Origin of the sequence: Mesorhizobium sp. LNJC391B00 (assembly GCF_000502535.1) — a bacterium.
Lineage (GTDB): Bacteria > Pseudomonadota > Alphaproteobacteria > Rhizobiales > Rhizobiaceae > Mesorhizobium.
On the sequence record NZ_AYWI01000001.1, the window covers coordinates 254,947 to 280,707 of the forward strand.

Consider the following 25,761-nt stretch of genomic DNA (forward strand, 5'->3'; position numbering starts at 1 on the left):
GCGTTGGAGAAGAGGCGCCGAGCCTCAAGCTGCCAATCTTCCCCCTTGAGGGGGAGATGTCCGGCAGGACAGAGGGGGGTGCCTTGGTGCCGACCTCAACAGTCATCGCTCGTCAGGAGACCTTCCAATGAGCACCGCCACCCGTTCGCTGCCCCGCACCATCGGCGCCCACGCGATCCTTCTGACCTATACGGCGATCGCGCTGTTTCCGGTGATCCTGGTCATCATGAATTCGTTCAAGTCACGCGCCGGCATCTTCAGCGAACCGCTGACGCCGCCGACGCCAAAAACCTTCGACCTGATCGGCTATACCACCGTGATCGGGCAGGGCGACTTCATCCACTATTTTCAGAACAGCCTCGTCGTCACCGTCGCCTCGCTGTTCTTCGTGCTTCTGTTCGGCGCGATGGCGGCGTTCGCGTTGTCGGAATACCGCTTTCGCGGCAACACGCTGATGGGGCTTTACCTCGCGCTCGGCATCATGATCCCGATCCGGCTCGGCACCGTCGCCATCCTGCAATTGATGGTGGCGAGCGGGCTGGTCAACACGCTGACGGCGCTGATCCTTGTCTACACCGCGCAAGGCCTGCCGCTCGCCGTCTTCATCCTGTCAGAATTCATGAAGCAGGTGTCGGACGATCTGAAGAATGCCGGCCGTATCGACGGGCTGTCGGAATACACGATCTTCTTTCGGCTGGTGCTGCCGCTGGTGCGGCCGTCGATGGCGACGGTCGCCGTCTTCACCATGATCCCGATCTGGAACGATCTGTGGTTCCCGCTGATCCTGGCGCCGTCGGAAGAGACCAAGACGGTGACGCTCGGCGCGCAGTTGTTCCTCGGCCAGTTCGTCACCAACTGGAACGCCATCCTGGCCGCACTCTCGCTGGCGATCATGCCGGTGCTGACCCTCTACGTCATCTTCTCGCGGCAGCTGATCCGCGGCATCACATCCGGAGCCGTCAAGTGAGCGGAGCCCTACAAATCTCTGCTGGAGCCTTCACCCCACCCGGCGCTGCGCGCCGACCTCCCCATCAAGGGGAGGTAAAAGGCCGTGGCTTCATTCACGACCGCCAAAGGGCGACTTTCGGAGAAGCTTCTTTGGCAGTGAGGGTGTTCGCGCCAACGTCCTACCTCCCCTTGATGGGGAGGTCGGCGCGAAGCGCCGGGTGGGGTGACACCCTCTCAGAAGGAACAACTGGAACATCTGGAGTAGTTAGGTGACCTCTAAATCGCCCCTTCGCGTCGTCGTCGCAGGCCTCGGTAATATGGGGCGTAGCCATGCGCTGGCCTACCACACTAATCCGGGCTTCGAGATCGCGGCCCTGATCAACCGCTCCGACGTGCCGTTACCGGACGGGCTGTCGGGCTATGACATCCGTCGTTCCTTCGACGATGCATTGCGCGATGAAAAGCCCGACGTCGCCTGCATCGCCACCTATTCCGACAGCCATGCCGACTATGCGGTGAAGGCATTCGAGGCCGGCTGCCACGTCTTCGTCGAGAAGCCGCTCGCAACAACGGTGGCGGACGCCAAGCGCGTCGTCGCGGCGGCCAAGGCCAATGGCAGAAAGCTGGTGATTGGCTATATCCTGCGCCATCACCCGTCCTGGGTCCGGCTGATCGCCGAGGCGCGCAAGCTCGGTGGCCCTTACGTGTTCCGCATGAACCTCAACCAGCAATCGTCAGGCCCGACCTGGCAGACGCACAAGCAGTTGATGCAGACGACGTCGCCGATCGTCGATTGCGGCGTGCACTATCTCGACGTCATGCTGCAGATCACCGACGCCAAGCCGGTCGAGGTGCGCGGCATGGGGCTGCGGCTGACCGAGGAAATCGCGCCGACCATGTACAATTACGGCCATCTGCAGGTGCTGTTCGATGACGGTTCGGTCGGCTGGTACGAAGCTGCCTGGGGACCGATGATTTCGGAAACGGCGTTCTTCGTGAAGGACGTGATGTCGCCCAATGGCTGCGTGTCGATCGTCATGAAGGAAGGTGTGAAGTCGGACGACATCGACACCCACACCAAGACCTCGACCATCCGCCTGCACAGCGCTGCGACGGGTGCGGACGGCAAGTTCGCCAGGCCGGACGAGATGCTGTCGATGGACGGCGAACCCGGCCACCAGGATCTCTGCGACCTCGAACAGGCCTTCGTGCTGAAGGCGATCCGGGAAGACATCGACCTGACCCGCCACATGGACGACGCGGTGAAATCGCTCGCCGTCTGCCTTGCCGCCGATGAGAGCGTGCGCAGCGGCGCCCCAGTTAAGCTCTAGTAGGGCAAACTCTAGAACAAGGACGAAGCCGTGGGCTCGCTGGTAATCGAGAATGTGAAGAAGGCCTTCGGGCCGGTCGAGGTGCTGAAAGGCATCAACCTCGAAGTGACCGACGGCGAATTCGTCGTCTTCGTCGGCCCATCTGGCTGCGGCAAGTCAACCTTGCTCAGGGTCATCGCCGGGCTGGAGGATTCGACCTCCGGCAGGGTGGTGATCGACGGCGCCGATGTCTCGGCCACGCCCCCGGCAAAACGCGGCATTGCCATGGTGTTCCAGACGTACGCGCTCTACCCGCATCTGACGGTGAAGAACAATATGGGCCTCGGCCTCAAGCAGGCCGGCACGCCCGCCCCGGAGATCGAACGCCGCATCGGCGTCGCCTCGTCGATGCTGTCGCTGGAACCGTATCTCGAGCGGCGGCCGGCGGAACTGTCGGGCGGCCAGCGCCAGCGCGTCGCCATCGGCCGCGCCGTGGTGCGTGAGCCAAAACTGTTTCTCTTCGACGAGCCCTTGTCGAACCTCGATGCAGCGCTTCGCGTCAACACGCGACTGGAGATCGCTCAGCTGCATCGCCGGCTGAAGGCAACGATGATCTACGTCACCCATGATCAGGTCGAGGCGATGACGCTGGCCGACAAGATCGTCGTGCTCAACGCCGGCCAGATCGAGCAGATCGGCGGCCCGATGGAGCTTTACAATTCGCCGGCAAACGAGTTCGTCGCCGGCTTTATCGGCTCGCCGAAGATGAATTTCATCGACGGCGCCAGATTGGGCGAGACGGCCAAGACGATCGGCGTGCGGCCGGAGCATCTGACCGTGGATCCAAGGTCCGGCGCCTGGAAGGGAACGGTGGTGCATGCCGAACATCTCGGCGCCGACACCAACCTCTATCTCGACTGCGAAAAGGCCGGGCTGATCACGGTGCGCATTTTCGGTGTCTACGACGCGGAGCCGGGCGCGACGCTGTATGCGACGCCCGAGCCGGGGAAGACTTATCGATTCGGGGCGGACGGCAAGACGATCAAGTAATCCGCTGCGGGCAGTACCGCGATCATACCGTACCGAGCAGCACCGCGCCGTGGATCGCCGCCTGCCAGCCCAGGGCCGCCCAGCGTATGTCCAGAGGCTCTACAACAAGCGAATGCGGCAGGCTGTCCGCGATGCGCTGCTTGAGCGTCTGGCGGGGATAGGACTTCATGTCGACGATACCGCCGCCGATCAGGATCGTCTGCGGGGAAAACAGGGCGGCTGCCGTTGCGACGGCCACCGCCTGTTGCCAGACGATTTCGTCGAGCCATTCGCGCAGCGATGGCGGCTGCCCGGCCGCCGAAAACAGATCGGCCACCGGGATATCGTAGTCTGTCGCGAGTTCGACGAGCGTTGCCCCTGAGGCATAGGTCTCGACCCGGTTTGGCGGACCGCTTTCGTCGGGCCGGTAGATCGGCATGTGGCCGATCTCGAGCGCCCAGCCGCCACCCCTGAAAATGCCGTCCTTGCCGAGATAGGCCGCACCGATGCCGGTGCCGAGATAGACCGCCAGCACCTCCTTCTGCCGCTTCACCGCGCCGGCAACGCTTTCGCCCAGCAATTGCAGTACGACGTCGCGTTCGAGCCGCACGGGAACGCGGAGCCGCGATGCCAGTTCCGTACCCAGCCGGATACCGTTCAGTTCGGGAATGTTGGCCGTGTGCAGCACCGTGTCGAAGTCGCGGTCGATGAACCCAGGCACCGTCGCAACGACCCGTGCAGGTTTGAGCCCGGCATCGCGGCAGGCTGCGGTGACCGCATCGGCCAACCCCGCCACAGGCGCGCCCTGGCGCAGTTGCGCGGTCGGGTAGGTGCGGGCAAAATCCACCGGGATGCCGTGGTCGGCAAAGCCAACTTTGACCGACGTGCCGCCGATCTCGACCACGGCGATCGTGTCTTCCATCGTTTGATGCGTCATGCCAGCGCTTCCAGGAATTCCGAAAGACAGGCGCGGAATTCCCGCCGGTAGGCGGCGCGATCCTGCGATTTGGCTGTGATGGTGCAAAGCCGGGCCGACGGGATGAGCCCGGCCAGCGTCTGTGCGTCGTCCAGTCGATGGACGAGGTCATGGTCATGGCCGATGACAAGGGTCGGCACCGCGATAGCGCGGATGTCCGCCTCGCTCACGCCCGGACCATCGCCGGCGATCGCCGAAAGCAACCTACCGAACAGAACCGGGTCCGGGCGATTGAAGAAGCCTTGCAGGCTGGCGAGATTGTCCGGCGCCAGCCTCGCTAGCTCTGCGGCAACTGCGCTGTCATCGAACAGACGCCTGGCGTCAGGCGAATGGCGCGTCAGGAGATCGCCGACCACGGCATAGGGCCTCATATTGGCCGGTGCAGCCTGGGATACCCACGCAGGCCGGGCGAGCACCAGCGCCCGCACCCGCGCCGGCCTGTGCACCGCCAGGCGGAGCGCCAGCGCCGCGCCCATCGAGATGCCGCCGACGACGGCCGGGCCGAGGCCGAGATCGTCGGCCAGTGCATCGACGTCCTCGGCAAACGTCGCGATCGAAAGCTGCTCGACAGGCCCGTAGCCGGATCCGCCCTGGCCACGGCATTCGAGCGTCACGCGCCGCGTCACCGGCAGATCGGGAAACACGTCGGCCACCTGCGCCTCATCGCCGCCCAGCCCATGCTGGAAGATGACGGAAAGGCCGGCGCCGACGTCCCGGTAGGCAAGGTCGACGCCATCGCGGCTGAAGGTCCTTTTCACGCGCGCTCGCTCTCTTCAAGTACGGTGCGCAGAAAGGCGCCGACACCTGGCGCCTCGGCCTCTGTCAGGCCATGCGTGATCAAGGGGCCGTCGAACCCGGCAGCCTTCAGGCGGCCGATGAAATGCGGGAAGTCGACCACGCCCTTTCCGGCTGCGGCAAAACTGCCATCGGCATGGCGGTCCTTGGCATGGGCTAGGCCGATTTCACCCGCCAGCAAGCCGACGGCCTCGTCGATCAGGCGATGGCGCTCCGCGCTGTCGGCCACTTCGAACAGATTGGCCGGGTCGAGCACGATGCGCAGCCGCGTGCTGTTCATTTCGTCCAGCAGGCGGCGTGCGGCCCGGGCGCTGGAGAGGACATTGGCCAGTTCCGGTTCGATGCCAAGCTCGATGTCGAAGCGCTCGGCAATCGCGATCGCCGCTTCCATCTCCGTCCGCAGATCGCTCCATGCCGCCTCGCTTGCATTGTCGGGATGCCAGCGCCATTGGTCCTCGGCATCTCGGGTGCCGGTGCAGAGCGTAATCAGCCTTGTGCCCATATCGGCGCATGACGCGGCCAGGACCTCGAGCCGGGCAAGTCCCTGGATGCGAACCGTGCGATCCGGGTGGATCATGTTGTAGGTTCCCGAAACCGCCGCGATCGAAACGCCGGCCTCGCCGCTCGCCTCAGCGACGGACCGGGCCGCGCCGAGCTCAATGCTGTCCGGCATCGACGGCAGTCCAAGGCACGCCATGTTGAACTGCGCCGCCGTGTAGCCGCCGTCCGCGACCGCGCGCAGCACCGGCAAGGCGCCGGTGGTGGCGAAGGTCTTGGCGAAAATCCCAAGCTGCATCACACGACCCCGTCGACATCGGCCAGACGGACGGCGCGGCCGCCGGCAGCGGCCGAGCGGGCGATGGCAGCCATGCCCCTGACCGATGCGATGCCGTCCTCGATGCCGGCGCCGATCATCGGCGCGCCATTCAGCACGACATCGGCAAAGCCTTCGAGCTGCCGGCGATAGAAGTGGCCATCCGCGCCAAGCGTCCGGTGCCAACTGCCATCGGCCTCGCGGAAAATGTCGACCTCGCTGCTCTTGTAGTACCAGGGGTTATACGTCTTCGCGAGAACGCTGCCGTTCTGGCCATAGATCTGGAACCCTTCGTGCCAGTCCATGCGCACGGCGACCGTCAGGTCGAGATGGCCGATCATGCCGTCGGCGAAGATGGTGGTGATGAACCAGCAATAGGCGCCATAGCGCTCGGTGAGCCGGGCCTCCACCGCCTCGATCGACCTGTGCAGATGGCGCGCCGTATCAAGGAGATGGCTGCCATGCGCCAGCATGTAGTATTGGCGCAGATCCGCCTTGGGATTGACGGCAGGCTTGCGCGCCTTGGCGCTGGTGATGATCAGCGGTTGCACTGCATCGGTCATCGGGTAGCGGTGGGTGCTGTCGCAGTACCAGCCTTTGAACGCCAGCCGCTCGCCCATTTCGTCGTCGACGAAAGCCTTTGCCGCCTGGATGCCGGGATCGAAGCGCTTCATATGGCCGACCTGAAGCACCTTGCCGCTCTTGTCGAGCGTGGCCCGCAAGCCTTCGACCTCCTCGACCGAAACGCCCAGCGGCTTTTCGCAAAGCACATGCTTGCCGGCATCGAGCGCCAGTTCCGCGGCCTTGACGTGAAAAATGTCCGATGTCGCGATGATGACGGCATCGAGATCGGGATCGGCCAGCATCAGGCCGTAGTCGGCATAGGATTTTTCAGGCTCGTAGGTCGCGGCCATCCTGTCGCGCAGATCGTCGGCGACATCGCAAATGGCATAGAGATCGGCATTGCGTGCCTTGGTGCAGGATTCGAAATGCGCCGCCTGGGCAATCGGACCGCAGCCGAGCACGCCGACACGCAGCCGCTTTTCGTCTTTGCGAGGCATTGAATCTCTCCTGATTAGCGCGCGGCGAGGCCGCGAAGTTGAAATTGCGGATCGCCCGACAAAGCTGCCTGATGCAGCAGACAGGCAGCGCCCAATGCCGGACCGTCGGCGCCGACGCGCGACAGTTCGACCGTGGGAACGGGGTAACCTTCAGCCAGGAAGTCCAGCAAGAAAGCTTCCACCTGCTCGGCGACAAAGGGATAGACCGCATTGACCGAGCCGGAGAGGATGATGCGCTCCGGCTGCAAGGTGCAGGCAAGTGTCGCCAGGCCGCGGCCGAACCAGAGCGCCCAGTCGCGCGCGGTGGCAACGGCTGCCGGATCGCCGCCGGCCAGCGCTGCGACAAACTCATCCACGCCGGCGCGCAGTCCGCTTATGTGCAAATAGCGAGCCAGTAAAGCATCCTTGCCGACATAGGATTCCAGTCGGCCCGGGCGCTTCGCGTCGAAGACAAAACCTTCGTCGCCGATGCGCAGATGCCCGATTTCCCCGGCGCCGCCGAGCCGGCCGCGATGCAGCCTGCCGGCATTGATGATGCCGCCGCCAACGCCGTTCTCGATCAGGATGACCAGAGCATCCTCATGGTCCTTGCCCGGCTGCGCCCGGTATGTCTCGGCCACCGCCACGGCATTGGCATCGTTTTCCAAGAGGATCGGAAAGTCCGCGCCAAAGGCAGTGCGCAAAAGCTCCGCCAGATTGACCCCGTGCCAGCCAAGGATGGTGGCATGGTATGAAATCCCGTCGGCGGCGGGGAAACCGGGCACGGCGACATTGAGCCCGTAGGGGCGCGTGCCCGCAGGCAATTGTGAGCGGATCTCGGCGACGAGTTCCCCGATGATGTCGACCGCGGCTTCGGGCGTGCTACCGGGGCCGGCAAATGCCCTAGAGGCGCTCGCACGCCGCGCGCCGGCAAGGTCGACAGCCACGGCTGCGATCCAGTTGACGCCGATATAAGCGCCAAGGAAGAAGCCGCCATTGCCGTCGATCTCGACAAGGATACCGGGACGGCCGACCCGACCCTCGCTATCCTGCTCGTCGTCCGTTCCATCCGACCGCTCGCGCGCCAGACCGGCTTCGGTCAGCCCCAGCACCAGGGCGCCGGTGGTCGACCGGGTCAGGCCGAGATCGCGTGCGAGCGCCGCTCGGCTCAACGCGCCGACACGAAACAGCGCCGCAAGTGCCCGCGTTTCGTTCGGCCGAAGATCGGTCGACACCAGCACGTCGTTCTCCACAATTTGTTTGATTATCATACTAATAGAATTTCTAGGCGGTTTGAAAGGCCCATGGTTGGGTGCATTGCAACAAATATTCAGCATCCCCAGGCCCATTGACCCAAGTTTCAAACGATGATTTGTATCAGAAACTTACAAATTGGCATGGGAGGATGCGATGCCGGTTCTAGCGCGTCTCGAACACATCGTGAAGGATTTCGGTGCCGTCCGCGCGCTGGACAATGTCTCGCTCGACATCAACGAGGGCGAGGTTCTCGGCCTGATGGGCGACAATGGCGCCGGCAAATCGACGCTGGTCAAAACCATCGCCGGAAATTTCCAGCCGACATCAGGCGCCTCCCAAGCCTGTCCTCCGGCCGCATCGGCCGGGGGACATCTCCTCGAAAGAAGGCTTGTCAGTTGCCCGCTTCGCAATCAGAGACTGCTTGCGTCTCTCCAGCAGGCGATCAGATGACCGTCGCCGGCCTGCCTGACGGGTGGTTGCGCCTTTCGGCAATCGGGCAGCGCGACAGGACAGCGGGCGGCAAAGGAGCATCCGGAGGTCTCGGCATCGTGTGCCGCGACGTGGAGCTGAGCCGGAGCCCTCGGCGCCGTCTCATCCGAGGACGCGGCCAGAAGCAGCTTCGTGTAGGGGTGGTTGGGGCCACGGAAAATCTGCTCGGATGATCCCGTCTCGACCAGCCGGCCGCGATAGAGCACGCCGATCCTGTCGGCCATATAGCGCACCACCCTGAGGTCGTGGCTGATGAACAGATAGGTGGTGTCCTTGTCGCGCTGCAGGTCGTTGAGCAAATTGAGCACGGTCGCCTGCACGGAAACGTCGAGCGCAGAGGTCGGCTCGTCCAACACCACGAGCTTCGGCACGCCGGCAAAGGCGCGCGCAATCGCCGCCCGTTGGCGCTGGCCACCAGACAGCGATCTCGGCTTCTGGTCGACGGTCGTAGCGGCAAGACGAACCGAGGCCAGGAGATCGCCGACACGCTGCTTCACCTCGCTGCGGCTAAAGCCGGCGAGCCGCCGCAGCGGACGGCCGAGGATCCTGCCGATCCGCTGGCGCGGATTGAGCGTGCGGTCGGGTGACTGGAACACCATCTGCACGTCGCGCCGTTCGCTCAGGCTTCTTTTCTCGACGCGCGGCGCGACAGTGCTGCCGAACAGCTCGACCGACCCAGCGTCCGGCGTCTGGAGGCCAGTCACGATCCTTGCCAATGTCGACTTGCCGGAGCCGGATTCGCCGATCAGCCCGAACGTCTCGCCCTGGGCTATCTCCAGGTCGATATCGTGCAGGACGGCCTGGGAGCCGAAGGCGTGGCTGATGCCTTTGCAGGCGACGGCGATCGGACGTGCGGCTTCCGGTTGATCGCTGCGGACAGGCTTCGACGGGCCGGTTGTGTGCATCTCGGCCAGCCTGCCGTCGCGCTTGGTGAAGTTGAGCGCCGGGATCGAGGCGATCAGCGCCTTGGTGTAGGCGTGAACAGGGTTCTCGAAGACATCGTTGGCGATGCCGCTTTCGACCACCGTCCCCGACTGCATCACGGCCACCCGATCGCAGGCCCGGCGGACCATGTTGATGTCATGGCTGATCAGCAGAACGCTGGTTTGGTGATCGCGGCGCAAGTCCTGCAGGATGGCGACGATCTCGGACTGGACGCTGGCGTCAAGCGCCGTCGTCGGCTCATCCAGCACCAGCAGCGACGGGTCGAGCGCAATGGCAATCGCGATGTTGGCGCGCTGCTGCATGCCGCCCGACAATTCGTGCGGATAGAGATCGAGCACCCGCTCCGGATTGCTCACCCTGACGCGGCCGAGCAGCTCGGCGGCGCGGGTGCGTGCTTCGTCCTGCCGAACCGGGCGATGCCGCATGATCGTCTCGGTGATCTGCCGGCCAATCGTCATGGCCGGATTGAGCGCCGCACCCGGATGCTGGTAGACGGCCGCGATGCGATCGCCCCTTAGCCGGCGCAGCTGTTCGCCGGAGAGATTGCGGATCTCGCGGCCCTGGAACTCGAGCGCCGACGCGGCGATCCGGGCGTTATTCGGCAGATAGCGCAGAATAGCGAGTGCCACCGAGCTTTTGCCCGAGCCGGACTCGCCGACAAGGCCGAGCGCTTCGCCTTCGCCGATGGTGAGCGACACGCCGTTGACGGCCGGATGCGATCCCCGGCGTTCATCATAGGCGACGGTGAGCTGCTCGACGTTCAGAACCGATGACGACATGTCTTGCTGAAACCACTTTCTTTCGGCGCGGTCTTCGAGGGCAATCGCTTCCGCTTTCGCGCCGCACAATCTCTATAAAATTACTCGAATTAAGCTGGAGCGCAATCTACCTTTCACCGCTCAGGAGAGATTGTCGCAGCCGGTCGAGGCATCGCGACGGTCGCCTGAAGCAGTTCTGCAAGGAGACCGGCATGGCACGCGACCACATGATCCTCAGCGCGTTTTTCTTCAATCCGCAGGGCGATCATCGCATGTCGTGGCGCCATCCGCGCGCGCCGGGCCGCGAAGTGCTCGACTTCGACTTCTACCGCGATCTCGTCCAGTCTGCCGAGCGCGCCAGGATCGATACGATCTTCGTCGCCGACCATGTCGCGATCTGGGATTCCGTACAGAGCGGCGTAGCCCATTACGCCAATGCCCGCTTGGAACCGCTGACGCTGTTGTCGGCGCTTGCCGGCGTGACCAGGCATATCGGCCTCATCACCACCGCCTCAAGCTCCTACAGCGAGCCCTACAATGTCGCCCGCATGTTTGCCTCGCTCGACCATATCAGCAAGGGCAGGGCGTCTTGGAATGTGGTGACGTCGGCCATGGACGAGGAGGCCCGCAATTTCGGCCGCGACGGCAACATCGAGCACGCCTTTCGCTATGAGCGCGCCACCGAATTCCTCGATATCGTCAAGGCACTGTGGGACAGCTGGGAAGACGAAGCTCTGCTTATCGACAAGGCATCGGGCTATTTCGCCGATCCCGACAAGGTCCATGCGATCAACCACAAGGGCCCGCACTTCAAGGTGCGCGGACCGCTCAATGTCTCGCGCCCGCCGCAGGGCCATCCGCTGATCGTCCAGGCCGGCTCGTCCGAAGACGGCAAGAATTTCGCTACCGCGCACGCCGATGCGCACTTTGCCATCTACAGCACCAAGGAAGACGGCACCAAATATAGGCAGGACATCGACGAGCGCCTCGCCCGTTATGGCCGCAAGCCCGAGAGCTTCAAGATTCTGCCGGGCATCCTGCCGATCGTCGCAGCTTCCGAAGCGGAGGGACGCGAGCGGCAGGAGTATCTGCAGAGCTTGCTTCCCGATCGGGTCGGCATCGACCTTCTCTCGAGCTGGAGCGGCGTCGATCTCTCCGTATATCCGCCGGACGGCCCGCTGCCGCCGCTGCCGGACGAGAGCACCTTCAATGGCGGCCGCACCTCGCTCAATCGCGTCAAGGAATGGTCGAAGCAGAACCTCACTCTGCGCGAGATCGCTCGCAAGCTCGCCAACAGCGGTTCGGTGCCGACCGTCGTCGGCACGCCCAACCAGATCGCCGATCAGCTGCAGGACTGGTTCGAGGCAGGTGCCGCCGACGGCTTCAACCTGATGTTCCCGCTGCTCCCGGAGGATTGGGTGAATTTTGCCGAGCAGGTCGTGCCGGAACTGCAGCGCCGCGGCGTATTCCCCACCGAATATGCGCCGGGGACGCTGCGTGACCGTTTCGGCCTGGCTCGGCCGGCCAACCGCTTCGCCGAACAGCGCGACAATGTGCGCGCCGTATCCTGACTTGGGGCAACTGATATGACCGCAGCGCCAAAACTTCAGCCCCGCGAAGCCACGGCTCCGCAGCTCATCAATGTTCTGCACAGCCCCAAGCGCATTCGGGTCAAATTCGCCGGCCGCACCATCGCCGACAGCCGCAACGTCCTGGTGCTGCGCTCCAACCATTTTCTGCCGATCTATTTCTTCCCGGCCTCCTCGGTGGACCGCTCGCTCTTGAAGCCGTCCGAGCATCGCCAGCCGCATCCAGTCGGCGGCGAAACCACCTATTGGGACCTGGAGACGGGATCGAAAGCTTCTCCCAATGCGGCCTGGTCGCTTGTCGCGCCGCCGGATGAAAGCCTGTCGCCACTGGCCGGCCGCATCGCCTTCACCTGGAAAGCGGTCGACCAATGGTTCGAGGAGGAGGAAGAAGTCTTCGTCCACGCCCGCGATCCATACGCACGCATCGATGTGCTGCAGAGTTCAAGCCACGTCCAGATCTGGTTCGACGGCGAACTGATCGCCGACAGCCATCGCCCGGTGCTTCTGTTCGAAACGCATCTGCCGACGCGTTTCTATTTGCACCCGGACGATGTCAGGCTCGACCGGCTGACCGCTTCGGACAGCACGACGCGCTGTCCCTACAAGGGCATCGCCTCCTACTGGTCGGGCCGGCGCGCCGACGGCTCGGTAAGCCCCGATGTCGCCTGGAGCTACCGCGATCCCATTGCCGAAATGCCCAAGATCAGGGGCCTCATCGCCTTTTACCCGCAAGCCGTCGACCGCATCCATCTCGACGGCGAACCAGTCGCTTAAGCCATTCAACAGTCATTTCAGACAGGGGTTTCAAAATGACCAAACGCAACGACATCGATACGCTTCGCAATCTGTCCGGCGACATCTGGAACGTCGCCGTCGATGAGCACCAGGCCGGCTTCCTCAAGCGCCGCGATCTGCTGAAATACGCAGCCTTGATCGGCCTCACCGGCTTTGCCGCCTCGCAGGGACTTGCTGGTTTCGGCACGGCGCGCGCTGCCGGCGCCGGCGGCACGGTCCGCGTTGGGCTCGGACAGCCGACCAAGGCGATCGATCCCGTCTCCATCACCGATCCGGCCAGCATCGGCGTCATCAGCCAGGTCGGCGAATATCTCATCCTCGACGATCCCAAGGACGGTCTGCAGCCCAAGCTCGCTCTGTCGTGGGAGGCCGACGAGACCGCCAGCCGCTGGACCTTCAAATTGCGGCCGGGCGTAAAATTCCACGACGGCCGCACCGTCACCGCCAAGGATGTGGTGGCGAGCTTCGAGCGGCTGGTCGATCCGGCCAGCGGTTCGTCCGCTTTGTCGGCCTATAAGGGCATCCTGTCCAAGGGCGGCGCCAAGGTCGTCGACGACCAGACAGTCGCCTTCGATCTCGACGGGCCCAACAGCAACTTCCCCTTCTATGTCTCGTCCGACGTCTACAATGCCGTCATCCTGCCGGCCGACTATGCCGGCGATTTCGAGAAGAATTTCAACGGCACCGGCCCGTTCAAGCTCGAATCCTTCCGCCCCAAGCAGGGCGCCAGCTTCGTGCGCAACCCTGACTATTGGGGCGACAAGGCGCTGCCCGACCGCGTCGAAATCAAGTTCTTCGACGACGAGCAGGCGCAGGTGCTGGCGCTGCAGGCCGGCCAGCTCGACGTCATCCCGAGCACGACCCGGCTGGAATTGGCGATCGAGGGCAATCCCAACTTCAAGCTGCTCAGCGTGCAGGCAAGTTCGCATGACGAGGTGCATCTGAGGACCGACCAGGCGCCGTTCACCGACAAGCGCATCCGCCGCGCCTTGGCGCTCACCATCGACCGCGAGGCGGTGGTCAAGGGCTTGCTCAAGGGCCGCGCCATCATCGGCAACGACACCCCGTTCGCGCCGATCTTCCCCTCGGCCGATCCGTCGGTACCGCAGCGCAAGCAGGACATCGCCGAGGCCAAGCGCCTGCTTGGCGAGGCCGGCGTGCCGAACGGCTTCCCGGTGACGCTGACCACCGAGCGCGCCTATGACATTCCCGATTATGCCGTGCTGATCCAGAATTTTGCCAAGAAGGCCGGCATCGACATCAAGCTCAACGTGCTGCCGCAGGACGCCTATTATGGCTCGGCGAAGTTCGGCTCGTCGCCATGGCTCGATTCCAATCTCGGCATTACCGATTTTGGCCATCGCGGCACGCCCGACATCTTCCTCAACGCGACGCTGAAGAGTTCGGGCGCCTGGAACGCCGCGCATTTCAACAACCCGGCCTATGACGGGCTGCTGCTCGAATACGGCAAGGCCCGCGACCTTCAGGCGCAACGCCTTGCCGCGGGCAAGATCCAGACCTTGCTGCTGGACGAGACGCCGCTGATCATCAGCTACTTCTCGCAATACAGCCGCATCGTCTCGTCGAAGGTCGAGGGCGTCCGCTTCACGGCAATCTCGCATCTGCTGCTCGATCGCGTGACGTTCGCCCAGGCATGATTGCGAGACGTCCAGCCACTCCGGGCACCGGAATCCGATGCTGACCGGCCGCACTGTGTCGGTGCGGGCAGCCTCGCTTCTGCTCACGCTGTGGCTGGTCAGCATGCTGGTGTTCTTCGCCGGGCAGGTTCTGCCCGGCGATGTCGCCCGCCTCATGCTCGGGCCGTTCGCCGATGCCGAGGCCGTCGCGGCGCTGAACAGGCAGCTCGGCGCCGACCAGCCGGTGCTCGTGCAATACTGGCACTGGTTCAGCAGCGTGCTGTCAGGCGACTTCGGCACCTCCCTGTCGTTGCGTTTGCCGGTGGCGCCCTTCGTTCTGGAAAGCCTCAAGCGCTCGGCGGCCCTTGCCGGAATTATCCTCGTCTTTCTGTTGCCGCTGGGCATCGGCGCCGGCATCGTCGCCGGTCTCAACCAGGGCCGCTTTGTCGACCGCCTGATCGTACTCGCCGGCGTGTCCTTCGGCATCGTCCCGGACTTCGTCTCCGGCCTGCTGTTGCTCATCGTCTTCGGCCTGTGGCTGAACTGGTTCCCGATCACCGGCGCTGCTCCCGATGGCGCCGGGCTGTGGGTCAGTGGCTATTATCTGATCCTGCCGGCGCTGCCGCTGGTGCTGAACCTTGCCGGCTACATCGCCCGCATGACGCGGGCCGGTGTGATCGAGGCGCTGGCCGCCGACTATACGCGCACCGCCGTCCTGAAAGGCCTTGAGCGTCGCGAAATCCTCATCCGGCACGTGCTGCGTAATGCGCTGACGCCGACCATCGCCGTGCTGGCGACGCAGACCGGTTACATGCTTGGCGGGCTGGTGGTGATCGAAGCGCTGTTCGGCATACAGGGTCTCGGCAATCTGGTGCTCAACGCCGCCAAGTCGCGTGACTTCCCGATGCTCGAAGCCGGCGTGCTGGTCATGGCGACCATCTTCGTGCTGTCGGCCGCGGCAGGCGATCTCGTGAATGCCTTGCTCGATCCGCGGCAGCGCCGCCGTGTTTCGCCATGATGGAACTGATGGAATTGCCGGAGCGCCGTACGCTGGGCTGGCGGGCAGCAAGTCGCATCCGCGAGACTGTTTCGCAGCTGCCGCCCTCGGTGATCGTTGGATCGCTGATCCTGCTGTTCTGGGTCGGCTGCGCCGTGTTAGGCAGCCTGTTTGTGCCCTACGATCCCTATGCCGAGGATTTCCTCGTCATGCTGGCGCCGCCTGATGCCGCGCACTGGTTCGGCACCGACCAACTTGGCCGCGACGTGCTGTCGCGCATCGTCGTCGGCTCGCGTGACATCCTGCTGGTCGCGCCGGCAGCAACACTGCTCGGCGTTGCCGCCGGCAGCGTGCTTGGCCTCGTGCTCGGCTATTTCGACGGGCTGATCGACGCCATCGGCGCCAGGCTGCTCGACACGCTGATGGCCTTTCCCTTCATCGTCCTCGTCACCATGGCGCTGGTCGCGCTTGGGCCATCGAACCTCACCGTCATCCTTGTGATCGGCATCGCCTATGCCCCGCTGGTGGCACGGACGGTGCGTGCCGCCGTGCGCGAGCAGCGCGAACGCGACTATGTCAGCGCCGCTCGTCTCGGCGGCGAGAGCGCTCTTTCCATCATGTTCCTCGAGATCCTGCCTAATGTCAGGGAAACCATCCTCATCGAGCTGGTCACAAGGCTTGGCTACGCCTTCTTTTCGATCGCCACGCTGAGCTTCCTCGGCCTCGGCATCCAGCCTCCCTCAGCCGATTGGGGACTGGCGGTCGCCGACGGCTACGGCTTCCTGACCGGCGGCAAATGGTGGGTGGTGATCTTCAACTCCGCAGCCATCGTTTCGCTTGTCATGGCAACCAATCTGATCGCGCAAGGCATGGGGGCCTTCGAAAACAGCGACCGGTGAAGAGCGGAACGCTCAGCAAAGCTGACGCGCAATCGCGGACCGTGCGCTAAAATCGTTCCTCGTGATTCGGCTCTGACAGGGCCTCAAAGCAAGGAACGGCATGAGCAAGGCCCTCATTACATTCGCATTGGTCGCGGTGCTCACCGCATTGCTCATGGCGCTCAGCCTGGCGGTCGCCAGGCACGGCTATCCCTATGGCGCGATCGGGGTGAGGCGGCTGGACGGCATCGCCGATGCCGGGTCGTTCCTGCCACTCGCCGCCGTCTATTTTTTCGGCGCCATGCTGATGATGATCCTGCCGATCCGCGCCGCCGGCATCGTCTTGACCCATGCTGCGGATGCGCTGTTCTGGGCGGTGATTGCCCTGTTCGCCACAATTGTCGGCTGTCTCGTCGCCCGCTGGGCTTTCGGCCAGAGCAGCGTGCTGTGGGCGCTCCTGAACTGGCGTTTCCTGTTCGCCGCGGCCATCGTTGGCAGCCATTTCACCATGAACGAGCTGCGCCGCAACATCCTGCTCAGGAGCTTGTTCTTCGTCATCTTCGCCGCGGCGACGCTGGCTTGCCTGTTCTGGACTTTTCCGACCTGACAGGGCCGCTTCATATTGTCCATCTTGAGGTCGCGGCTTTCATAGCCGCGCGCCATCGGCTATCCAGTCCGCAGCTAGATTTCAGCCCTCACAGTGTCGTCATTTGTCTGATAAATGATTCAGGCATACGGCACCCACAGCGAACCAATACAAGGAAACCGCGACATGAGCCTGTTTCGTAAAAATCTGATCGATGGCGAGTGGGTGGGCGAGGCCGGCTCGCGCAACATCAATCCCTCGAACACGGGCGATGTCGTTGGCGAATATGCCTCGGCCGGCGCCGAGCAGGCAAAGCAGGCCATCGCGGCGGCCAAAGCCGCCTTCCCGGCCTGGTCGCGTTCGGCGCCGCTGGTGCGCCACGCCGTGCTGAAAAAGGCGTCGGACGAGATCATGGCGCGCAAGGACGAGATCGGCCGCGCGCTGTCGCGCGAAGAGGGCAAGACGCTGGCCGAGGGCATTGGCGAGACCATCCGCGCCGCCCAGATCTTCGACTTCTTCGCCGGCGAGACGCTGCGCCTGTCGGGTGAATTGGTGCCCAGCGTGCGCCCGGGCGTCGGCGTCGAGATCACCCGCGAAGCCGTCGGCGTGGTAGGCATCATCACCCCGTGGAATTTCCCGATCGCCATTCCCACCTGGAAGATCGCGCCGGCGCTGGCCCACGGCAACACCATCGTCTTCAAGCCGGCCGAATTGGTGCCGGAGAGCGCCTGGACCATTGTCGACATCCTGCACCGCGCCGGCCTGCCGAAAGGCGTGCTCAACCTGGTCATGGGCAAGGGCTCGGTCGTCGGCCAGGCCATGCTCGACAGCCCCGACCTCAACGCCATCACCTTCACCGGCTCGGTCGGCACCGGCAAACGCGTCGCCGCCGCAAGCGTCGAGCATATGCGCAAGTTCCAGCTCGAAATGGGCGGCAAGAACCCGATGGTCGTGCTTGATGACGCCGACCTCGCCACGGCGGTCGAATGCGCCATCAACGGCGCCTATTTCTCGACCGGCCAGCGTTGCACGGCCTCTTCTCGCCTGGTGGTGACCGAGGGCATTCACGACCGCTTCGTCGCCGCGCTCAAGGAGCGCCTGGAAAAGCTCGTCATCGGCGATGCGCTCGATGCCAAGACCCAGATCGGGCCCGTCGTCGATGCGAGCCAGCTGAAGCAGGACGAGGACTATATCGCCATCGGCAGCCAGGAAGGCGCCAACCTCGCCTTCGGCGGCGAGCGGCTGGACCGCGAAACACCCGGCTTCTATCTCAGGCCGGCGCTGTTCACCGAGAGCACCAACGCCATGCGCATTTCGCGCGAGGAAATCTTCGGTCCAGTCGCCAATGTCATCCGCGTCAAGGATTATGACGAGGCGCTGGCGGTTGCCAATGACACCCCCTTCGGCCTGACGTCCGGCATCTGCACCTCGAGCCTCAAGCATGCCACGCATTTCCGGCGCAACTCCGAAGCCGGCATGGTGATGGTCAATCTGCCGACGGCGGGCGTCGATTTCCACGTCCCGTTCGGTGGTCGCAAGGGCTCGAGCTACGGCCCGCGCGAGCAGGGCCGCTATGCCGCGGAGTTCTACACCACGGTAAAGACGGCCTATACATTTGCCGGCTGATCGCGGGGGAACCGATGACGGCGGCGAAAGAGGAACTGACCTGGCTCAACCCGCCGCCGCACCATGCTTTCGGTAATGGCATCGTGCATGTGCGCACCGGCGGGGAAACCGACTTCTGGCGCGAAACCTTTTACGGCTTCTGGCGTGACAATGGCCATTTCCTCTATCGCCCGGTTGAGGGTGACTTCAGCGCCGAAGTCACCGTCAAGGGCGACTACAAGGTGCTCTACGACCAGGCCGGGCTGATGCTGCGGCTGAGTGAAACGCACTGGATCAAGGCCGGCATCGAATACACCGACGGGCTGGCTTACTTTTCGGTTGTGGTCACCAACGACACCTCGGACTGGTCGCTGCTCAGCATTCCCACCGGCCCCGACGGCGTGCGCATCCGGCTGACCCGCCATGCCGAGGCGATCCGCATCCAATATCTTGATACCACCGATGGCAAGTGGAAGCCGGTGCGGCTGGCTTATTTCCCGATCTCCAAATCCGTCGATGTCGGCATGATGTGCTGCTCGCCGCAGCGCGAAGGGTTTGAGGTAACATTCTCCGGCTTTACTGTCGGCCCGCCGATTTCCAAGCAATTGCACGACTGACGGCCATATCGATGGCGGACTAACCGTCTGCCCGATGCTGGAAGAACTGCAAAAATAGCTCCCGTTCGGTGGTTATGTCGAGCTTCTCGTAGATGCGGCGGCGGTGGTTCTTCACCGTGCCGACGGCGATGCCGAGCCGTTCCGCGATGTTGGCGGTCGGATGTCCCGCCAGGATCAACTGCACCAATTCCCGCTCGCGCAGCGACAGCTCCGGCCACAGGCTCGCCGGGATGGTCGGCTCCTGCCGGGGCGAGGCGCCGGGGCCGGTCGGCGCCGATGTGCGGGAGAATTCCGTCCCCCGCGCCTTGATGTCGAGTGCATGCAGCGCCTCGAACACCGGCAGCCGCTCGTCCAGCAGCGCGATCTCGCTGTCCTTGAAGGTGGAGGTCGAGCGGTCGAGGAAGATGCCGAGGCACCAGTCGCCGCCATCGGCCAGCATGATGCCGACCTCGTCGCAGATTTCCGACTGCGCCAGGAAGCCCGCTATGTACTGGCCGCGCTTGGCCTCGTCATCGGCAAGCCGCTTCAGCGGCAGGATGCCCAGCCTCTGCTCACGCCGCCACGAGGCATAGAACGGGTCGAAGACGTAGTAATTGTCGAGATAGCGCCGGACCATCTCGTCGGAGAAGCGCCGGTGCTTGATGAATTCCGGCGTCTGCGTCGCCGAATATCGGGTCACGGTGACGAGATCGTGCTCGATATCGGCGCCGATCAGGTCAATCAGGCAGTCGACATGCCTGTCCGTACCGGTGGCGGCAATCGCCCTGGCGAGCGGCCCCCAGATATTGCCCATGCGCATGCCCTTTTCTCGGCGATCCCGGTCCGGCGGTCATTGTGTCTTTTGGCATATGGCGCAAGGCCGCCCAAGGAATCTAGCTTGAGCCATCCTAGAGCAATCCCGAGGCGACCGTGACCCAACCCAACCTCACCAGCCCCATCGTCGGCAATCCAATCGTCATCGGCATTGACGCCGGCGGCACCATGACCGACACGATCCTTGTCGACCAGGACGGCCAGTTCAAGATCGGCAAGTCGGCAACCACGCCCAAGAACGAGGCCGAAGGCTTCCTCGCATCGGCCGAAGACGCGGCCGACGCCTGGGGCATCTCGCTGGAGCAGCTGTTCTCCGGCGTCAACGTCGTGCTCTATTCCGGCACCGGCATGCTCAACACACTGTTGTCGCGCACCGGGCGCCGGCTTGGCCTGATCACCACCAAGGGTCTGGAAGACATGATCCTGATGGGTCGCGGCCTGCAGGCCTGGGCCGACTATTCCTATGCCGACCGGCTGCATGCGGTGACCCACCATCATCCCGATCCGCTGGTGCCGCGCCGTCGCGCCCATGGCGTCACCGAGCGCATCGACCAGTTCGGCGACATCGTGCTGCCGCTCTACGAGCATGAGGTCGCGACTGCGGCCAGGAAGCTGATTGCCGACAAGGTCGAGGCGATCTGCATCATGACGATCTTCTCGCACGTCAATCCGGTGCACGAAAAGCGCATCGCCGAGATATGCCGCGAGGAGGTGCTGAAAGCCGGCGCCGACATCCTCATCTACACCAGCCACGAGGTCCGCCCGGTCATTCGCGAACAGTCGCGGCTGAACTCGGTGCTGATCGAGGCCTACGCGACGTCGCGCGGCCGCAAGCAGCTCAAGAGCATCGAGGGCGTCTCGAAGAAATACGGCTTCAAATACGGCGTGCAGACGCTGCTGTCCTTTGGCGGCCTGACCTCGATCAACCACCCGCGCCTGCACGAAACCATGATCTCCGGCCCGATCGGCGGCATCCTCGGCGCTGACTATGTCGGCAAGCTCATCGGCAACGACTCCCTGATCTGCTCGGACATGGGCGGCACCTCCTTCGACATGGGCGTGATCTCGCGCGGCCAGACGCGGATCGAGAACGAGCCGCTGATGGACCGTTTCAAGCTCAACGTGCCGACGCTGCATCTCGACACGATCGGCGCCGGCGCCGGCATGATCCTCAAGGTCGACCCGCTGACCAAGAAAGTCTCGCTCGGGCCGGAAAGCGCCGGTTCCGACCCCGGCCCCATCTGCTTTGCCAAGGGCGGCACCGAACCCACCATCGCCGATTGCGACGCCATCCTCGGGCGCCTCAACCCCTATTATTTCCTCGGCGGCAAGGTCGTCTTGCAGGTCGAGAAGGCGCGCAAAGCGTTTGAGGAAAAATGCTCCAGCATCCTTGGCGTCGGAGTCGAGGAGGCTGCCGAAGGCATGATCGACATGCTGGAAGCCGATGCCAACAACGCGCTGCGCCGGGTCATTTCCGGCCAGGGCATCCATCCCTCGGAATTCACGCTGCTGTCCTATGGCGGCTCGGGTCCGCTGCATCTGGCCGGCTGCTCCAGGGGCATCGGCTTCAAGGACATCATCACCTTCCAGTTTGCCGCCGCCTTCTCGGCCTTCGGCTGCACCACCGCCGATTTCATGCGTCGGCATTCGGTCTCGACGCAGCACGACATCGGCGCCCGCGCAAGCGATGACGAGCTGCTCGCTTTCGGCAAGAAGGTCACCGACGTCTGGAACGACCTGACCAAGGCGGCGGTCGACGAGATGATCACCGACGGCCATATCAGAGACAAGATCAAGACCGTGCCGTTCCTGATGATGCGCTACACCGGCCAGCTCGAGGATGTCGAGGTCATGGCACCGCTTGCCGAGGTCAATTCGGCTGACGACATGCGTAGGTTCATCGACGAGTTCGAGGCGGTCTACGCCAAGGTCAACCATCGCGTTTCGCGCTATGGCGAAGCCGGCTTCACCATCACCGAGCTCGGATTGATCGCCACCGCCGACAAGGTCAAGCCGGTGCTCTTGAAGCGCCCGCTCGGCAAGTCGGCCCCGGCAGCAGCGCACAAGGGCGTGCGCGAGGCCTATATCGGGGGACGCTGGCACAAGGCCAATCTCTACGAGATGGACCTACTGCAGCCCGGCCATGAGGTGATCGGTCCGGCCATCATCGAACATCCCGCCACCACGCTCGTTGTTCATCCGCAGGACCGTGTCCAGGTCGATGAGTGGACGCTGCTGCATTACACCCATTCTTGAAAGGGCACCGCCATGTTGGACAGACCTGCCTCGGCCCTGCGCCTTCGCGAACGGCTGCTCGATTCAGAACGGCTGATGGAAGAGACCGGCTGCTATGACGGCATCACCGAGCTCACGCTACGCAACCAGGACCCGCTGAAATTCGAGACGCTGCACACCAAGCTGCGCGCCTATTGCGTCTCGGCCCGCGAAATGGCCCGCCGCATCTCGGCCTCGCCCGGCGTGCGCGAAGTCGGCGAAATGGTGGTGGCGATCTATACGCCCGAGGGCGATGCGATCGCGCTGTCCAACGGCATCATGGTCCACGTCCACACGATGAGCCGCTTCATCAAATGGATGATCAAGAACAATTACGAGGAAAACCCGAAGATCCGCGAAGGCGACATCTTTGCCAACAACGATGCCTTCATCGGCACCGTGCAGGTGCCCGACGTCATGGACGTGGTGCCGATCTTCCATCAAGGCACGCTGGTCGGCTGGGCCGGTGCGGTCTGCCACGAGCTCGAAGCCGGCGGCATCACGCCCGGCGGCGACGTCTGCTTGGCGCAGGAGCGCTTCACCGAAGGCCTGTTCGTCTGCGCCGAGAAGATCGGCGAGAATGACGAGATCCGCCGCGACTACGTCATCCGCTGCGAGCGCAATCTACGCATGCCGATCTACTGGGTGCTCGACGAGAAGGCCAAGGTCGCCTCCTGCATCGACATGCGCGAAAGCGTCAAGCAGCTGATCTCCGAGATCGGCCTCGACTACTGGATGAAGGTGTCGAAGGAGTTCATCGAGGAGGGCCGTCGTGCCCAGCTCGCCCGCACCCGCCAGCTCACCGTGCCCGGCATCTATCGCGGCCACACCTTCTACGGCCATGTCACGGCGGGCAAGCCCGGCTTCCAGCTGCTTGGCGATCCCGACTGGCTCTACAACATCCCGATCGAGATGGAGATCACCACCGACGGCAAGATCACCATGGACTTCGAGGGCACGCAGCCCTGGGGCTACCATTCGATGAACTGCACGCCGGCCGGCATGGATGGAGGCATGTTCGTCACCTTGACCCAGCACATGAATTTCGAGGGCCTGGTCAATGACGGCGCCTGGATGGCGACCGAGCTGAAGCTGCCGCACGGCACCTGGACCAACCCCGACAATGAGATGGTGGCGACCGCCACATCCTGGGCGCTGCTGCTGCCGGCCTATGGCGTGTTCCAGCGCCTTTTGTCGCGCGGCTTCGTCGCGCGCGGCTTCGTCGAGGAGGCCTTCGTTGGCCAGGTCAACAGCCCGATGATCGAGATGGGCGGCGAAAGCCAGTACGGTACGCCGTTCGGCATGGCGCATTTCGAATGCGCCGCCGCCGGCTCCGGCGCGCTGGCCATCGCCGATGGCCTCGACACCGCCTATGTCGGCTGGAATCCGGAATCCGACATGGGCAACATCGAGGTCTGGGAACAATCGATGCCGATGGTCTATATCGGCCGCTCGATCGTCCCCAATTCAGGGGGCGCCGGCAAATATCGCGGCGGCTGTTCCTTCGTCTCGACCTGGCTGATCAACAAGACCTCGCACCTGCGACTGCACACCTCGGAACACTCCTCGCGGGTATTCGACAATGGCGGCATGTGTGGCGGCTATCCCGCGCCGACCTGCCAGAAGCATCGCGCGGTGCGCAACTCCAACATCCATGAACTGGCGGCAAAAGGCGAACCGCTCGCGCATGCCCCAGGTATCGATCCGCATGTCTCCGACTACGAGAAGAACATCGGCGGCGACCATGCCGTGGTCGAAGGCCCCTACATCCCCTCGCCGCACAAGTCGGGGGACATCTTCAGCCATTCCTACAATGGTGGCGGCGGTTACGGCGACGTGCTGGAGCGCGATCCGGTCAAGACCGCCTGGGATGTCGAGAACGGTTTTCTCACCCGCCAGGCGGCGATCCAGATTTTCGGCATCGTGCTGAAGGACGACGCCGAGGGTTATCCGGTTGCCGATATCGACGCCACCGTCGAACGTCGTGCCGCCATGCGCAGAGAGCGTCTGGCCAAGGCGATCCCGGTTTCCGACTGGATCGCTGCCGAACACGGCCGTGTCGAGAAGGCCGACTTCGCGCCCGAGGTGAAGAAAATGTATGCCAGCGCGATCAAGCTGTCGTCGCGCTTCACCAGGGATTTCAGCGATTTCTGGACCGTCGACGCCAGATCGATCTTCATGCCGGGAGCAAAGCCATGACCTCGTACAGCAAGGAAGTCCTCGGCGATCTCTCAGCCGGCAAGCTCCCCTGGCCTCAGACAAAGCGCATCATGAGCGCCTACAAGGACGACGACCGCTTCTTCAAGATGCTCGCCGTCTATCAGGACCGTGTCACCTGGAAGGACCCGATCCTGCTGCCGGTCTCGGATCACCTGTTCATCTGCCAGAGCGGCGACGAGCGCATCACCCGTTGCGAATGCGGCCACTCCTTCGGCGACTACCGCAAGAACTGGAAGCTCAAGGCCGCGATCAACGTGCGCAACACCGAGGCAGCGCTGCGCGAGATCTATCCCAACAGCGATATCCCCGATCCGCAATGGATGGAAATCCGCGAATTCATCTGCCCGCAATGCGGCACCATGCACGAGGTCGAGGCGGCAGCACCCGGCTATCCGATCGTGCATGATTTCGAACCCGATCTCGAAGGCTTCTATCGCGAGTGGCTGGGCAAACCGCTTTAGCGACGTGGTGACCAGCGCTGCAGGCAAGGTAGCGCTCGTCACCGGGCTGGGTCTAAGACTATGGCATCAAACGTCGGCATCGGAGATTCACTGCCCATGACAGACCTTTCCGGCCGCAGTGCGATCGTCACCGGCGGGTTTTCCGGCATGGGCTTCGCCATTGCGACGGCGTTGGCGCAGGCCGGCGCAAATGTAGCGGTCGGCTCCTACATCGCCCCCGCCGGCGCCGACAGAACCGACGCCGCCTACTATCCCGGCGCCGATGAAATCGAGCGCGTGCGGTTGGCCCTGTCGGCACACGGCACCAGGGTTTATGCCGCCCATCTCGATGTCCGCGACAGCGATGTGACCAACCGGTTTGCGGCTGACGCACAAGCCGCCATCGGCCCGGGAGACATACTGGTCAATGCCGCGGGCACCACCGCCGAACAGCCGGTCTGCGGCCATTCCGACGCACTGTGGGACAAGATCGTCGACACCAATCTGAGCGGAGCGTTCCGCGTCACCCGAGCTGTGCTGCCCGGCATGATCGAGCGCGGCTGGGGCCGTATCGTCAACATCGGCTCGACAGCGGCTTCCGTCGGCTGGAAGGACAACCCGGCCTACTGCGCCTCGAAGGCCGGGCTGCTCGGCCTTACCCGCTGCGTGGCGCTGGAAGGCGCTCCGCACGGTGTCACCTGCGTCATGATCAGCCCGACCTGGGTCGAGACCGAACTGATGCGCCGCAACGTGGCGCAGGTGGTCGAGCGTGAGGGCAACGGCAGAACCGCCGAGGAAGCGATGGCCGAGATCGCCAAGGGCAATCCCCAGCAGCGCATGCTGCAGCCGCAGGAAATCGCGGCTCTAGCCGTGTTCCTGTGCTCGGATCTGGCCAAGGGCATCACCATGGAAAACATCCAGATCACCGGCGGAGCGCTGTGGTAGCGGC

At 63.8% G+C, this 25,761-nt stretch carries 22 protein-coding genes and 1 pseudogene; 16 read left to right on the forward strand and 7 right to left on the reverse strand.

What is annotated here, in order from left to right; genetic code table 11:
• Positions 1 to 127: 127 nt before the first annotated feature.
• From X750_RS161430 to X750_RS161420, 3 genes are all read left to right on the forward strand, one after another.
• Entirely contained in the window at positions 128 to 967 is an 840-nt protein-coding gene (locus tag X750_RS161430) for a carbohydrate ABC transporter permease (RefSeq protein ID WP_023668842.1), read from the forward strand.
• A 250-nt stretch (positions 968 to 1,217) separates the two neighbouring features.
• Positions 1,218 to 2,279 carry a Gfo/Idh/MocA family oxidoreductase gene (locus X750_RS161425; RefSeq protein WP_023732573.1) on the forward strand — a complete coding sequence of 354 codons (1,062 nt, stop codon included), beginning with the start codon at positions 1,218 to 1,220 and terminating at the stop codon, positions 2,277 to 2,279.
• A gap of 30 nt (positions 2,280 to 2,309) precedes the next feature.
• Positions 2,310 to 3,308 carry an ABC transporter ATP-binding protein gene (locus tag X750_RS161420; protein WP_023668840.1) on the forward strand — a complete coding sequence of 333 codons (999 nt, stop codon included), beginning with the start codon at positions 2,310 to 2,312 and terminating at the stop codon, positions 3,306 to 3,308.
• Between the two features lie 22 nt (positions 3,309 to 3,330).
• On the opposite strand, the gene X750_RS161415 is transcribed toward X750_RS161420, so the two are convergent.
• From X750_RS161415 to X750_RS161395, 5 genes are read right to left on the reverse strand one after another with little or no spacing between them, the layout of a single operon-like run.
• Positions 3,331 to 4,224 carry an ROK family protein gene (locus tag X750_RS161415; protein ID WP_023746604.1) on the reverse strand — a complete coding sequence of 298 codons (894 nt, stop codon included), beginning with the start codon at positions 4,222 to 4,224 and terminating at the stop codon, positions 3,331 to 3,333.
• The gene (locus X750_RS161410) at positions 4,221 to 5,021 is read right to left on the reverse strand and encodes an alpha/beta hydrolase (protein ID WP_023746605.1); all 801 of its coding nucleotides are present in this window, start codon (positions 5,019 to 5,021) and stop codon (positions 4,221 to 4,223) included. Before X750_RS161410 ends, X750_RS161415 begins: the two co-directional genes overlap by 4 nt.
• Complete coding sequence (locus X750_RS161405) at positions 5,018 to 5,854, reverse strand: sugar phosphate isomerase/epimerase (protein WP_023746606.1); 837 nt, start codon at positions 5,852 to 5,854, stop codon at positions 5,018 to 5,020. The genes X750_RS161410 and X750_RS161405 overlap by 4 nt, the downstream gene beginning before the upstream one ends.
• Positions 5,854 to 6,933, reverse strand: coding sequence for a Gfo/Idh/MocA family oxidoreductase (locus tag X750_RS161400; RefSeq protein WP_023746607.1), 1,080 nt, complete (start codon positions 6,931 to 6,933; stop codon positions 5,854 to 5,856). Before X750_RS161400 ends, X750_RS161405 begins: the two co-directional genes overlap by 1 nt.
• Before the next feature lie 14 nt (positions 6,934 to 6,947).
• Positions 6,948 to 8,183, reverse strand: coding sequence for an ROK family transcriptional regulator (locus X750_RS161395; protein WP_023746608.1), 1,236 nt, complete (start codon positions 8,181 to 8,183; stop codon positions 6,948 to 6,950).
• Between the two features lie 139 nt (positions 8,184 to 8,322).
• Between X750_RS161395 and X750_RS1000000163995 the strand changes: the two are divergent.
• Positions 8,323 to 8,502 (forward strand): annotated as a pseudogene (locus X750_RS1000000163995) (ATP-binding cassette domain-containing protein); the annotation flags it as partial.
• Between the two features lie 77 nt (positions 8,503 to 8,579).
• Here X750_RS1000000163995 and X750_RS161385 read toward each other — a convergent pair.
• Positions 8,580 to 10,382, reverse strand: a complete 1,803-nt coding sequence (locus tag X750_RS161385; RefSeq protein WP_023703592.1) for an ABC transporter ATP-binding protein — start codon at positions 10,380 to 10,382, stop codon at positions 8,580 to 8,582.
• Positions 10,383 to 10,573: 191 nt separating this feature from the next.
• Between X750_RS161385 and X750_RS161380 the strand changes: the two genes are divergently transcribed.
• From X750_RS161380 to X750_RS161345, 8 genes are all read left to right on the forward strand, one after another.
• A complete protein-coding gene (locus X750_RS161380) occupies positions 10,574 to 11,932 on the forward strand; it encodes an LLM class flavin-dependent oxidoreductase (RefSeq protein WP_023703591.1) in 1,359 nt (452 codons plus the stop codon).
• Positions 11,933 to 11,947: 15 nt separating this feature from the next.
• The gene (locus X750_RS161375; RefSeq protein WP_023715545.1) at positions 11,948 to 12,724 is read left to right on the forward strand and encodes a DUF427 domain-containing protein; all 777 of its coding nucleotides are present in this window, start codon (positions 11,948 to 11,950) and stop codon (positions 12,722 to 12,724) included.
• Positions 12,725 to 12,759: 35 nt separating this feature from the next.
• The gene (locus X750_RS161370) at positions 12,760 to 14,403 is read left to right on the forward strand and encodes an ABC transporter substrate-binding protein (protein ID WP_023703589.1); all 1,644 of its coding nucleotides are present in this window, start codon (positions 12,760 to 12,762) and stop codon (positions 14,401 to 14,403) included.
• A gap of 37 nt (positions 14,404 to 14,440) precedes the next feature.
• Entirely contained in the window at positions 14,441 to 15,400 is a 960-nt protein-coding gene (locus X750_RS161365; protein ID WP_031196280.1) for an ABC transporter permease, read from the forward strand.
• On the forward strand, positions 15,397 to 16,278 hold the full coding sequence (locus X750_RS161360) for an ABC transporter permease (RefSeq protein WP_023707792.1): 882 nt from the start codon (positions 15,397 to 15,399) through the stop codon (positions 16,276 to 16,278). Before X750_RS161365 ends, X750_RS161360 begins: the two co-directional genes overlap by 4 nt.
• A gap of 100 nt (positions 16,279 to 16,378) precedes the next feature.
• Positions 16,379 to 16,864 carry a hypothetical protein gene (locus X750_RS161355; RefSeq protein WP_023694218.1) on the forward strand — a complete coding sequence of 162 codons (486 nt, stop codon included), beginning with the start codon at positions 16,379 to 16,381 and terminating at the stop codon, positions 16,862 to 16,864.
• Positions 16,865 to 17,029: 165 nt separating this feature from the next.
• Positions 17,030 to 18,469 (forward strand): aldehyde dehydrogenase family protein, encoded by a 1,440-nt coding sequence (locus X750_RS161350; RefSeq protein WP_023746609.1) that lies wholly within the window; start codon positions 17,030 to 17,032, stop codon positions 18,467 to 18,469.
• 14 nt (positions 18,470 to 18,483) lie between these two features.
• Positions 18,484 to 19,065: a DUF1349 domain-containing protein gene (locus X750_RS161345; protein WP_023746610.1), complete on the forward strand. Its 582-nt coding sequence runs from the start codon at positions 18,484 to 18,486 to the stop codon at positions 19,063 to 19,065.
• A 19-nt stretch (positions 19,066 to 19,084) separates the two neighbouring features.
• On the opposite strand, the gene X750_RS161340 is transcribed toward X750_RS161345, so the two are convergent.
• Positions 19,085 to 19,864 carry a LuxR C-terminal-related transcriptional regulator gene (locus tag X750_RS161340; RefSeq protein WP_023746611.1) on the reverse strand — a complete coding sequence of 260 codons (780 nt, stop codon included), beginning with the start codon at positions 19,862 to 19,864 and terminating at the stop codon, positions 19,085 to 19,087.
• 110 nt (positions 19,865 to 19,974) lie between these two features.
• Here X750_RS161340 and X750_RS161335 point away from each other — a divergent pair, with 110 nt between their 5' ends.
• From X750_RS161335 to X750_RS161320, 4 genes are all read left to right on the forward strand, one after another.
• Positions 19,975 to 22,134 carry a hydantoinase/oxoprolinase family protein gene (locus tag X750_RS161335; protein ID WP_023746612.1) on the forward strand — a complete coding sequence of 720 codons (2,160 nt, stop codon included), beginning with the start codon at positions 19,975 to 19,977 and terminating at the stop codon, positions 22,132 to 22,134.
• 12 nt (positions 22,135 to 22,146) lie between these two features.
• Positions 22,147 to 24,351 carry a hydantoinase B/oxoprolinase family protein gene (locus X750_RS161330; RefSeq protein WP_023746613.1) on the forward strand — a complete coding sequence of 735 codons (2,205 nt, stop codon included), beginning with the start codon at positions 22,147 to 22,149 and terminating at the stop codon, positions 24,349 to 24,351.
• A complete protein-coding gene (locus X750_RS161325; protein ID WP_023729650.1) occupies positions 24,348 to 24,833 on the forward strand; it encodes an acetone carboxylase subunit gamma in 486 nt (161 codons plus the stop codon). The genes X750_RS161330 and X750_RS161325 overlap by 4 nt, the downstream gene beginning before the upstream one ends.
• A 96-nt stretch (positions 24,834 to 24,929) precedes the next feature.
• Entirely contained in the window at positions 24,930 to 25,757 is an 828-nt protein-coding gene (locus X750_RS161320; protein WP_023746614.1) for an SDR family oxidoreductase, read from the forward strand.
• Positions 25,758 to 25,761 lie beyond the last annotated feature (4 nt).

Coding starts and splice junctions, on each gene's coding strand:
- X750_RS161430 (WP_023668842.1), top strand. CDS start 128: ATGAGCACCGCCACCCGTTCGCTGCCCCGCACCATCGGCGCCCACGCG.
- X750_RS161415 (WP_023746604.1), bottom strand. CDS start 4,224: ATGACGCATCAAACGATGGAAGACACGATCGCCGTGGTCGAGATCGGC.
- X750_RS161405 (WP_023746606.1), bottom strand. CDS start 5,854: ATGCAGCTTGGGATTTTCGCCAAGACCTTCGCCACCACCGGCGCCTTG.
- X750_RS161400 (WP_023746607.1), bottom strand. CDS start 6,933: ATGCCTCGCAAAGACGAAAAGCGGCTGCGTGTCGGCGTGCTCGGCTGC.
- X750_RS161395 (WP_023746608.1), bottom strand. CDS start 8,183: ATGATAATCAAACAAATTGTGGAGAACGACGTGCTGGTGTCGACCGAT.
- X750_RS161385 (WP_023703592.1), bottom strand. CDS start 10,382: ATGTCGTCATCGGTTCTGAACGTCGAGCAGCTCACCGTCGCCTATGAT.
- X750_RS161380 (WP_023703591.1), top strand. CDS start 10,574: ATGGCACGCGACCACATGATCCTCAGCGCGTTTTTCTTCAATCCGCAG.
- X750_RS161375 (WP_023715545.1), top strand. CDS start 11,948: ATGACCGCAGCGCCAAAACTTCAGCCCCGCGAAGCCACGGCTCCGCAG.
- X750_RS161370 (WP_023703589.1), top strand. CDS start 12,760: ATGACCAAACGCAACGACATCGATACGCTTCGCAATCTGTCCGGCGAC.
- X750_RS161365 (WP_031196280.1), top strand. CDS start 14,441: ATGCTGACCGGCCGCACTGTGTCGGTGCGGGCAGCCTCGCTTCTGCTC.
- X750_RS161360 (WP_023707792.1), top strand. CDS start 15,397: ATGATGGAACTGATGGAATTGCCGGAGCGCCGTACGCTGGGCTGGCGG.
- X750_RS161355 (WP_023694218.1), top strand. CDS start 16,379: ATGAGCAAGGCCCTCATTACATTCGCATTGGTCGCGGTGCTCACCGCA.
- X750_RS161350 (WP_023746609.1), top strand. CDS start 17,030: ATGAGCCTGTTTCGTAAAAATCTGATCGATGGCGAGTGGGTGGGCGAG.
- X750_RS161345 (WP_023746610.1), top strand. CDS start 18,484: ATGACGGCGGCGAAAGAGGAACTGACCTGGCTCAACCCGCCGCCGCAC.
- X750_RS161340 (WP_023746611.1), bottom strand. CDS start 19,864: ATGCGCATGGGCAATATCTGGGGGCCGCTCGCCAGGGCGATTGCCGCC.
- X750_RS161330 (WP_023746613.1), top strand. CDS start 22,147: ATGTTGGACAGACCTGCCTCGGCCCTGCGCCTTCGCGAACGGCTGCTC.
- X750_RS161325 (WP_023729650.1), top strand. CDS start 24,348: ATGACCTCGTACAGCAAGGAAGTCCTCGGCGATCTCTCAGCCGGCAAG.
- X750_RS161320 (WP_023746614.1), top strand. CDS start 24,930: ATGACAGACCTTTCCGGCCGCAGTGCGATCGTCACCGGCGGGTTTTCC.